General features: G+C 60.5%; 5 protein-coding genes and 1 pseudogene. 1 reads left to right on the forward strand and 5 read right to left on the reverse strand.

From position 1 onward, the window contains the following. Window positions 1-2: 2 nt before the first annotated feature. From FHL16_RS14605 to FHL16_RS14615, 3 genes are read right to left on the reverse strand one after another with little or no spacing between them, the layout of a single operon-like run. Window positions 3-2,714: a putative virulence factor gene (locus FHL16_RS14605; RefSeq protein ID WP_077748591.1), complete on the reverse strand. Its 2,712-nt coding sequence runs from the start codon at window positions 2,712-2,714 to the stop codon at window positions 3-5. Next, window positions 2,711-5,776: a virulence factor SrfB gene (locus tag FHL16_RS14610; RefSeq protein WP_010465128.1), complete on the reverse strand. Its 3,066-nt coding sequence runs from the start codon at window positions 5,774-5,776 to the stop codon at window positions 2,711-2,713. The genes FHL16_RS14605 and FHL16_RS14610 overlap by 4 nt, the downstream gene beginning before the upstream one ends. 17 nt (window positions 5,777-5,793) lie before the next feature. Beyond that, complete coding sequence (locus tag FHL16_RS14615; RefSeq protein WP_010465126.1) at window positions 5,794-7,170, reverse strand: SrfA family protein; 1,377 nt, start codon at window positions 7,168-7,170, stop codon at window positions 5,794-5,796. A gap of 266 nt (window positions 7,171-7,436) precedes the next feature. On the opposite strand from FHL16_RS14615, the gene FHL16_RS14620 reads away from it, so the two are divergent. Continuing rightward, a complete protein-coding gene (locus FHL16_RS14620; protein WP_077748592.1) occupies window positions 7,437-8,648 on the forward strand; it encodes an aldose 1-epimerase family protein in 1,212 nt (403 codons plus the stop codon). A 6-nt stretch (window positions 8,649-8,654) separates the two neighbouring features. Here the strand turns inward: FHL16_RS14620 and FHL16_RS14625 are convergent. Both FHL16_RS14625 and copD read right to left on the reverse strand, forming a co-directional pair. After that, window positions 8,655-9,245 (reverse strand): annotated as a pseudogene (locus FHL16_RS14625) (ATP-binding protein); the annotation flags it as partial. 137 nt (window positions 9,246-9,382) lie between these two features. Then, the coding region (gene copD / locus FHL16_RS14630; RefSeq protein WP_077748599.1) for a copper homeostasis membrane protein CopD at window positions 9,383-10,245 on the reverse strand (863 nt) is incomplete at its 5' end.

The raw sequence follows: 10,245 nt of genomic DNA on the forward strand, positions 1-10,245 counted from the left end.
GCTTATCTCGCTGTGAAGGCTGTGAGCACTTGGCCCAGCCGTTCATTCTGTTCAGGGGTGATTTCGCGACCGGCACCATGGCCGGCGTTGTCCTGCGTGATGTAGGCCAGGCCCGAGAGCCAGTCGCCCAGATACCGCTGCGCCTGGTTCGCCGGTTGCGGCGGCAACACCGGCACTTGTCCCGGACCGATGTCGGTATAGAACGAGAACAAGGGCGCCTTGGCACCGGCACGGCTGTTCGGGCGCTCGTTGACCGGTTTTTGCAGGTAGCCGAACCAGGACACGAAGTCGCGCAGCACGCGTTGCACTTCCAGCACCTGGCGTTCGACCAGTTGATCGCGCCGTGCGCCGCTTTGTGCACGCTTGAGCACCGCACGGCTCAGTTGGCCGGGCAAGTCCTGGCGGTAACCGGCCGTGATCAATTCGTCGACCACCGCTTCGATCAACGCCTTTTCCAGTCCTAGCAGGGTGAGCAGGCTTTGCCGGGTGGTCAGTTCGCGCAGGTGTGCAATCCAGGCCTTGAACGCGGCTTTGGCGAAGCGGTGTTCGTTGCTTTGCAGTTCCGGCGTCGGGGTGTTGGATTTACTGGCGGCCGGTGTGTCGTGACTCAGGTCGTCGCCGAAATCAAAATCGAACCCGGCGTCGTTGCCGTACAGGCTCTGGCTCGGTGTCGGCGCGGCCGGCTCATCGCTGGCGGCGGGCGCGTCATCGGTTTCGTACACACCACTGAGGTACAGGTCGCGCACCGACTCGCTGGGCATGTCGAGTTCATCGATGAACTCGCCGAGCACGGCCGGACGACGGCCCAGGCCCGTCAGTATCATCTGCGCCTGGGCTTTTTTGGCGGCTGCGGCGCCGTCACCGTCGGCGTGATACCAGGTGCTCAGGCCGTGAGTGGTCAGGCCTTCGAGGCATTCGCTGAGCTGCTCGCGGATGCGCTGCAGTTTGAATTCAATGTTGGCCACGCCTTTGAAACTGCCGCTGAAATGGCTGATGCCACCGTCATCGTTGCGCAGCATTTCTTTCCAGGCGTTGGCGGGATTGTTGATGTGTTTGCACACCAGTTCGTTGCCGGCAAAGCTTGTGCCCAGGGCGTCGACGCGCTCCAGGTAGCTGGGGTTGAGGCCGGTTTCGGCGCCGCTGGCGTCTTGCACGATGAATGCGGCATCCATGCGCGGTTTACGCACCAGGAAGGTGTTCTGGAACGGCGTGCCGGCCCAGTCGTTCATCCAACTCAGGCTGCCGAAGCGTTCGAGCATGGTCAGCTTGACCATGCCGTTCCAACTCTCGTCGTACTGATCAGGCGTCAGGCTCAGGGAGTTGGTGATGCGCAGGTCGAGCATGGTCAGCGCCCAGATCAGACCGGTGTCGCGTTTACTGCGGGCGGCCGCGTCGGCGCCTTGAGTCTTTTCGATCCAGCGCGTCAGCACCGGGCCGACGTCGTTGACGTCGCTCTGTTTGGTCGAGCCGGTGCAGACCACCAGCGCGTTCATTTCCTGGTTGTCGGTGTAGCGTTCGAACAGGTAAGCGACCTTGCCACGCAGAATCAGCTGCGAGACGGAGTTGTCCTTGGTGGCGGATTCCGGGTCGTTGGAGTCGGCTATCTCGTGCAGCTTCTTGCGCCCGCGATAACCGGGGAAATCCAGCAAGTCGACCTGGTTGACGATGTCGTCCGCCGGGGCTTCGATCAACCCGAAAGTCATCTCGGCGGTCAGTGCCGCCAGTTGCGCGACCGGGATGCCCTGGCTGTTTTGCAGGCGTCCGTCGACCCGGGGCCGCACGTCGATCGGCAAGTCCCGCGGGCTGCCGAAGCGCTCGAGGATGTCGACGTTCATGATGCTGTCGCGCTGGCTGTAGGTGTCGTTTTCGAAACTTACCAAAGCCTTCAATGGCGCGAAGACGGTCTCGGGCAGGCCCAGCTTGTGCAGCGCGCCGGCCAATTGCTGGTACACGCGCGTCAGCTCGCTTTGCTCACCCCAAAGGATGGAAAACAGCTCGGCACGCTCCTGGAAATTCAGGCGTGGCGCCAGTTGCAGCGCCGTCGGCCAATACAGGTGCTCAAGCTTCTTCACCGAATTGCGGAAGTTGTCGCGCAGGTAATCCCACAGCGACACCAGATCGTCAGCGCTGACGCCCGGTTGCAGCGGCCCGGTCTCGCGCCCTTCAAACGGCTTCAGCACGCGCTGGATGCGCGCTTCGTCGATCTCGTAGGAGATCCGCTCAAGGTCGAAGTCCTTGAACCACGAGTTGGCGAGAATCTTCGCCAGCTCGATTTCCTTGAACAGCGTCAGTTCGACCGGGAACTGCGGATCCTGGCTCGGCGTGGCGCGGCGGCTGAAGCGCGTCACCAGGCCGGTGGCTTCCTTGCCGCCACCCACCGGGTTGATGTGCTTGATGAAGTCCAGGCGCTGGCCACCGAAATCGGTTTCCAGTTTGCCGTTCTGACCGGCCGCGAGGGCCGAAATCAGGTAGGACTTGCCGGCCTGGGACAAGCCGAAAAAGCCAATGGTCATCGGCGTGCAGGCCACGCGGCCGAGGCTGTGGGCCAGGTTGCGGGCGCGGTGCAGGCGGATGTTCAGGTTGTCGGCTTCGCTGTCCAGCCGTGGCGCGTTGCCGCGTGTCTGGCCAATCCATTCCAGCGCCTGACCGGCACCTTCATAAACAGCGGCCCAACGGGCTGAAAGCTGAGTTTGTTCGGGGGTCAGGTCATTCATTTGCGTTTCACACTTCCACTGTCGAGCCAGTACTTGGTCTCGCTCAGGCCGGCGTCGAGCATGGTGTTGAGTTCCAGCTCGAGGTCGCTGCGCGGGTTGAAGTTGACGTTGTTACTGTTGGATTCGATGTCGCGAACCGAAAGGCGATCGCTGACCAGATCCTGCTTGCGCGTGTACTTGTCGGCCGCCTTGACCTCGAAGCGCACTTTGAGCAGCGGCGCACTGCCGTTTTCTCCAATAGCCCGGGAGAACTTTTCCCGACCGGCCTTGGTGAATCGCAGGGTGTACAGCGGCGAAGCCGCCCAGCGATCGGCGGCCAACTGGCGGAAACCGAGACGCAGGTCGCCGCGCATTTCCAGCTGCGGCGTGTCGGCGTCATCGCCCGTGCCGATTTCCGGCAACTTGATTTTGTAGTCTTCGGACTGGATGTCGCGGTACAGCACGTCGGCATCCTTGATCACGTTGTTCAGGTCGATGACGCCGATGTGCTTGACCGTCGAATACGGTTTGAGCGCCGAAGAGCGGAAGTAGAAGTTCGGCACGCTGTGGTTGGCGCACAACAGGCACAACATCGCGCCCACCGAAGCGGTGCTTTTCGGGTCGTCGATGCGGCCATTCTTGTGGAACGGGTACCAGCCGCCGGTGCGATAGTTTTGCAGCGCCAGAATGCGCCCCGGTGGCAGCGGCAGAACCTTGCGAATGAACGCCTGGATGCCCGGCAGACGCGAAGGGCGGCCAGTCAGCAGCAGCACATCGCACGGATAGTGCGCGACCACTTCACAGAGTGCGCCGAGGATCTTGGTGATGTTGATCTGATCGTTGAGGAACGCGGCGTGGAGCTTTTGCAGGTCGAAGCCGATCAGCGATTCGTACAGGTCGAAACCGCTCTGGCCCCCGACATCGCGGCGCACGGCGGCGTTGACGTAGTCAAGGACGGTCTGGCTGATCGCGTTGTCGCCCAGCAACTGGCGGTAGCTTTGCGGGCTGACTTCCTGCGGGACTTGCGGGTCGTAATGCTCGTAGGCCTTAAGCAACGCAAGGCCCAGCGGTGCGAACACCTGCAGGTTCAGTTGCTGGCGCAGAATCATGTCCTGGGCGCTGACCGATTCGTCGCCGCACAGCCGCGACATCAGCGAATCCGGGGCTTTCACGCCCGCGTTCTGCAAGGCTTTCTCGAAGCTCGGCAGGATGAAGTCCTGAATCACGTCCAGCAGGATGTCGTCGCCGGCCACTTTGAAGCCATCGCGAAAACGCTGCTCGGGCACGATGTGCACGTTGCTGCCGCTGCCGGTGTTGCCGGCGCGGTCGAGGCGATAGTCGGTGATGACCAGGTCGGTGGTGCCACCGCCGATGTCGATGGTCGCCAGGGTGATGCGTTCGCGGTCGGTCTTGTCTGGCCGGGCGATGGTGTCGAAAAACTCTTCCGGGTGACCGGCGAAGTTCTCGTTGACCTCGGTGTACAGGTACACCAACTGGCCGCAGGAGGCTTCGTCCCATTCCACGCGGATGCTCGGGATCGGCGTGCGCGGGCTGACGGCCTGATCCTGATGCGGATCTTCCTCGCCGGCGTGCCAGCCGAGGCTTTTCCACACCAGGCCGATGGCCTGCTGCATGCGTTCGTTGAGGATGCTGCGCTCGGCCTGGGGCATGCCCGGCGGCACGGTCAGGGTGATGCTGTTGAGCTGGCGCGGCACGCGGGTGTGACCCTGGCGCGAGCGTTGGGCCGGGCTGTTGATCTGCGACAACGCCTGGGCCAGCACTTCGGCGAGCATGAAGGTCATCAGCGAGCTGCGCGAGTAACGCGGCATGAACACCGGCAGACGATCGTCTTCTTCGAGGCTGTAAAGCGCCTCGCCGGTTTCGTTGATCAGGTGCGAGAACGGCGCGGCGGTGGCGTAGGGCTCGTTGTCGGTCTTGATGTACGAGCAGTTGAAACGCCAGCCGTGGCCGTAGGCGTTTTCATCCCACAGGTAACGTTTCGGGCTGGACAGGCCCGTCGAGCCTTCGGTGCCGCGACGGCGGCTGGCCAGACGGCTGGCCTCGTTGCCGACCCGGGCGATCGTCGCCCACTGGAACGCATCGTGACGGCCGCTCTTGACCGAGCAGTGGTCCTTGCCGAAATACGCCTGGGCAAACTCCACACGGCTTTCGAACGGCAGGTTGTAGGTGTGTTCGGGGGTGATCAGGTCGCGCAGTTCCAGCACGTAATTCTGCTTCAGCCCGGAGCCGGCCTGACCGTGGTTCTCGATCAGGATGCCGCAGGTGCGTGAGTTGCCGACGTCCAGCACCAGGTCCACCGGAATCGGTTTGACCAGGCCATTGCTGTCGTTGGCCACCACTTTCAGCTCAGGGATTTCCACCTTCGGCCTGGCGGTCGACTGCGCTGCCGCAGACGGCGTGCTCAACAGGCTCAGCAGGTTGAGGTAGTGCGCCAGGTGATGGTTGGCGCGGATGTCGATGTCCAGCTCTTCGCGGGAACGATGGGCATTGCCTTCGTTGAACACTTCGAGCAGCCATTCGTTGACCCATGGCTGGGCCAGGAACCAACGGGTTTCGCTGGCCTTGGTCGCCAGTTTGAAGGACACGCCGGAGCTGATGTCTTCTTCGTTCGGCGCCAGGTAGGCGGTGCCGTCACGCTTGGGCATGACGCGGCTGTCGAACGCCATCGTCAGGCGATGGGTGTTGCCGTCGATGTCTGGCGTGGCCAGTTTCACCAGGCGCATCCGCGACCAGTTGGTCGGGCCTTCGTCGAAGCGGTGCGGCGGCATGAAACGGAAAAACGGCGTCGGCAGCCAGACACCGTCCAACAGCTCGAGGCTGCTTTTCATGTCGACGCTGAACGCCGGCTTGGCCTTCTCGACCTTTTCCGGTTCGGGCTCGTAGAAGTAGAAGTCTTTCTCTTCGTTGTACATCAGCCGGCAGATCAGCCCGCTGATCATCGGCGCGAACTCGCCCGCCGGTTCCTTGCGAGGATCCAGGCGCAGGGCGAAATCCATGAACTGGATACCGGTGTCACTGACGAGCGTGACGGTGTCTTCGAATTGGGTGACTTCAGGCAACATGTCGGGTTATTCCAGTCTTATTCGCCCATTTGCCGCATGGACATGGGGAATTGATCTTTTCCGTAACCGCCGGTGCAGTCCGCGACCGTGGTCGCCCCTTTGCGGCAGTTGACCTTGGGCATGTCGTAAGTGCTGCCATCGCCGCACACGGCCTGGCCCTGGCTGTCGATGGCGAGGCTGCCGCCTTTCATGGTAGCGCTCACCGGCCCGCTGCATTTCGTGCCGTCGGCCTGGTGTACGGTGACTTCGCCCTTACCGTCCTTGAGCTGGTATTCCAGGCGCAGCGGCTTGCCGGTCCGGCGATCCTGAATGCCGGCACCGGCGCGGTACTGACCGTCGAGGAACTTGGCGGCACCGTCGGCGGCGTCAGGCGGAATGCTCAAGGCCGGACCCGGTTTTGTGGTTGCGGCTGCGGCGGCGGATTTTTGTGCGTCGGGTGGTGTGGTGACAGGTGCCTCGGTTTTGGCTTCGGCTTCCGGTGGCGCGGGTGGCGCGGTTGGGGATTCGGCGGCCGGGTCTTGCGTGATGCCGGCAGTCGCGGCGTCAGCTTCGTTGCCAGCGAGCGCCGGGGCTTCCGAGCCTTGGGTGCCGGTCACGGCGGTGCCTGTGGTGGAACCAGCGACCGTGCCGGTCACGGGAACGCCATTCAGCGTTGTGACATTGCCGGTCAGTTGTGGCTCTTCCAGCTGATTTTCCACCGGCACGATGCCCTCGGGCAGCAAGTCCACCGCCACCAATGGAATCGGTACGCAACCGCGCAGGCCGAGCAACAGCCACAACAGCAACAACAGGAGCGGCAGCAGCAACAGCCACCACCAGCGACGCCACCACGGACGAGCTACCACGGGCACGACGGGCGCCACCACCGGTTCTTCAACCACGGGTGGCAGCGTGAAGACGGGCGGAACCTGATAAAGGCAGTGCAGGGGATCGCGATTACCGGTACCGGCGTGCTCGAAACCCCAGAAGGTCAGCACCGGCTTGCCTTGCACCAGGTAGACGAAGTTTTCGTCAGGGAAATGAATGACGCGCTTGAGCAGCTTGCCGAACACGGCTTTGTCGCCTTGCTGCTGTTCGGCCGGGTCCGTGCCCAGGAAACGCTGGCTCAACTCATCGAGCGCAGTCTTCAGGGCTTCAAGTTGGCGACGGGCCGGAGCGCGTTCTTCTTCGGTCGCACTGCTCCACGGGATCACATCGCCTTCGATACCGCTGTACCAATCGATCTGGTTGCCGAGTTCATCGCTTTGAGGAATGGCCAGGTGGTCGACCATGTCGGGGTTCTTGCGGCGAATGGCTTCGCGCAATTGCAGGGCAGCCCGATAGACCGGTTGACCTGTTTCGCCCAGGGCTGTGAATGACCCGCTCTTACCGCTGCGTAATAATGCCCCGCGCATTCAAACTCCATATGTTCCGTTGCGCAAAAATGACAGACAAAGGCGTCTGTTCCTGCTCCTGCATTTAGCTGGCGACCTTAATGTCATAATGATGTCGCCGTCAATCAGCAGAGGTCCAAAACCGTATGAGACTAGCGTAAGCGTGCGGAGGTTGCATGGGGGCAATGTGAATTGATTTGGGAAGACTCGGACGTCCGCTTTTTTAAGCTTGCTGAATCGTTTCATCAGCGCTATAAAAAATGCACAACTCCAAGAAAGGCTTCCCCATGACCCCTCTCAAATTAGTCGTTGCCCTTGGCGCGCTGTCCGCCTCCCACGCCATGGCTTGGGACTACGTCCTGCTCGACAGCGACAAGGCTGCCCAGAACTGGCAGATCACCAGCCAGCAACTCGGTGTCAAAACCGACAAACCCTTCTCCGTGACCCTGCGCACCTTGCACGGCGGCCGGCAAGAGGGCGTCAGCATCGTCGACATCGATAACGGCACAATGAAACTCTCGGTGGTGCCCACTCGCGGCATGAACGTGTTGCAAGCATCGGTCGGCGATGTGCGCATGGGCTGGGACTCTCCGGTCAAGGACGTGGTCAATCCGTCCTTCATCGAACTCAACGGCCGCGGCGGACTGGGCTGGCTCGAAGGCTTCAACGAACTGGTGGCTCGCTGCGGCTACGAATGGGTCGGCCATCCCGGCATCGACAACGGCGAACTGCTGACCCTGCATGGCCGCGCCGCCAACATCCCGGCCAGCAAAGTCACCCTGCACATCGACGAAAAACCGCCTTACGCCATCAGCCTGCGCGGCGAGCTGAAAGAGCAGGCGTTCAAAAAAGTCGATTTCTCTGTGGTGACTGAGTTGGTCACTGAGCCCGGCAGCGTAGCGTTCGCCCTGAACGACACGTTGACCAACAACGGCGACTACCCGAAGGAATACCAGGCGCTGTACCACAGCAACTTCAGCACGCCATTCCTGGAGCAGGGCGCGCGTTTTGCAGCGCCGGTTAAACAGGTGTCGCCGTTCAACGACAAGGCCAAAGGGGATTTACCGGATTGGCAGACTTACCGTGCACCGACCAAGGACTACGACGAGACGGTTTACAACGTCGTGCCTTATGGCGATGCCAAGGGCGACACGCTGACCGTGTTGCATAACAAAGCCGGGAGCCTTGGGGTGTCGGTGGGGTTCAATACGCAGCAGTTGCCGGTGTTTTCGTTGTGGAAGAACACGGATACGCAAGGGCAGGGGTATGTGACCGGGTTGGAACCGGGGACGAGTTTTTCTTACAACCGTCGGTATCAGCGGCCGATTGGTTTGGTGCCGATGATTGGCGTTAAAGAGCAGAGGCAGTTTCAAATCCATTACAGCTTGTTGGCAGATAAGGGGGCTGTGGATAAGGCGTTGAAGCGTGTGAGTGAGATTCAAGGTGGGCGGGAGACTGAGGTAAGGCAGGCGCCGCTGGTGGATCTCACCAAGGAATGACTTTCGTCAGTTTGTGCTCGGCCGATACTGCAATGCCTCCGCCAGATGTTCGCGGGTGATGCCATCGACCTGCTCAAGGTCTGCCAGCGTGCGTGCGACCTTGAGCAGGCGGTGGGCCGACCGGAGGGACAAAGTCAAACGCTCGCAAGCAGTTTCCAGCCACGCTTCGTCGGTTGTGGATAACTTGCAGTGTCGACGCAGCCCTGGCAAATCAAGGAATGCGTTGGCACAACCTTGGCGTTTGTTTTGACGCTCCCGGGCGGCGGCGACCAGTTCCGCAGCAGTGGCGGTGTCATCACCGGGTTTGAGCGCAGGATTCAACGCCGTGGCTTCCCGCGCGACGGTCAGATGCAGGTCGATGCGATCCAGCAGCGGTCCTGACAGTTTGTTTCGGTAACGCTGGACCATGTCCGGTGTACAGCTGCATTTGCCACTGGGTTCGCCGAGATATCCACAGGGGCAGGGGTTCATCGCGGCCACCAATTGAAAGCGGGCCGGAAACCTCACGCGGTCCTTGGCGCGGGAAATTACGATGTGGCCGGACTCCAGCGGCTCCCTTAAAACCTCCAGCACCTTGCGATCGAACTCCGGCATTTTGCTGTTTGAGACGTTAATCACAAAAAGTTGTCAAAAATACGGTGATCACCTCCGCTGTGATTAGTCGAGTTTCGCGTTCGGGTCAGGTGAGATGCAGGTTTCCAAGAAGCTCGTCACCTCTCCGAAGTCAGGTACATCTATTCCGCGCTCATTTCCATTTCCGGACTTAAAGTGCCTAACCATGCGACAAGACAAATTATGACGACTGCCATTGAAAACTCGAGTGTCATGCTGCGGCGCAAAGCATTGACCGCGGCAGAGTATTCTCCATTTCGAACTGAACGCTCCAATACCGGACTTAGGTGAAAGCGGTTCAGCGTGGCTAACACGATCATCCCGGCAAAGAGCAGGACCTTCAAAAACAGCAGTACACCGTACGTAGTGAGCATCACTTCATCGAGATTTGGACCGATGACAAACAGGTAATTCACTACGCCTGTGATGCTTATAATCACTACGATTACAGCGCCGGCCGATTCAAAACCAGTCAGCACCCGTGCAAGAATTCGAGCTTCTTGTTCGCCCTTTAGCGATTTCAACCGCAGCAGTAGAGCGAATGCCAATAGAGCACCCAGCCAGCCACCTGCGGCTAGAAGATGGAATATATCGGTGATGAAATGCCAGTAGCGTCGGCTGCCTTCATCCATGGCGCCGTGCCCTGTCCAAGCCAACGTCGCCAACGCAATCGCTCCGCATACGGTGACGATCCAGAGACTGGGTGTCGGAAATCGCTTATTCAACGCGACGCCAATAATTGCCAACACCAAGGCAGCTATTCGGACCATCCAGGTCAACCCGACGTCGGTCCCCATGAGGACCATTTCAAAAATATGGTGATGTAGCTCCATAAGCTCCGACACACCGCTCATTGCTTTCGCAAGCAACAGCATGGCGACAAGGGATAGAGCTACACCTGCAACAGAAGTACCGTAAAGAAGCGACTCAAAATTCAAGACCGTGCCCGATACTCTTTCCTTTCCCCTGAGGCTGTACAAGCCGA

Origin of the sequence: Pseudomonas sp. FSL W5-0299 (assembly GCF_005930655.1) — a bacterium.
GTDB classification, from domain to species: domain Bacteria; phylum Pseudomonadota; class Gammaproteobacteria; order Pseudomonadales; family Pseudomonadaceae; genus Aquipseudomonas; species Aquipseudomonas mandelii.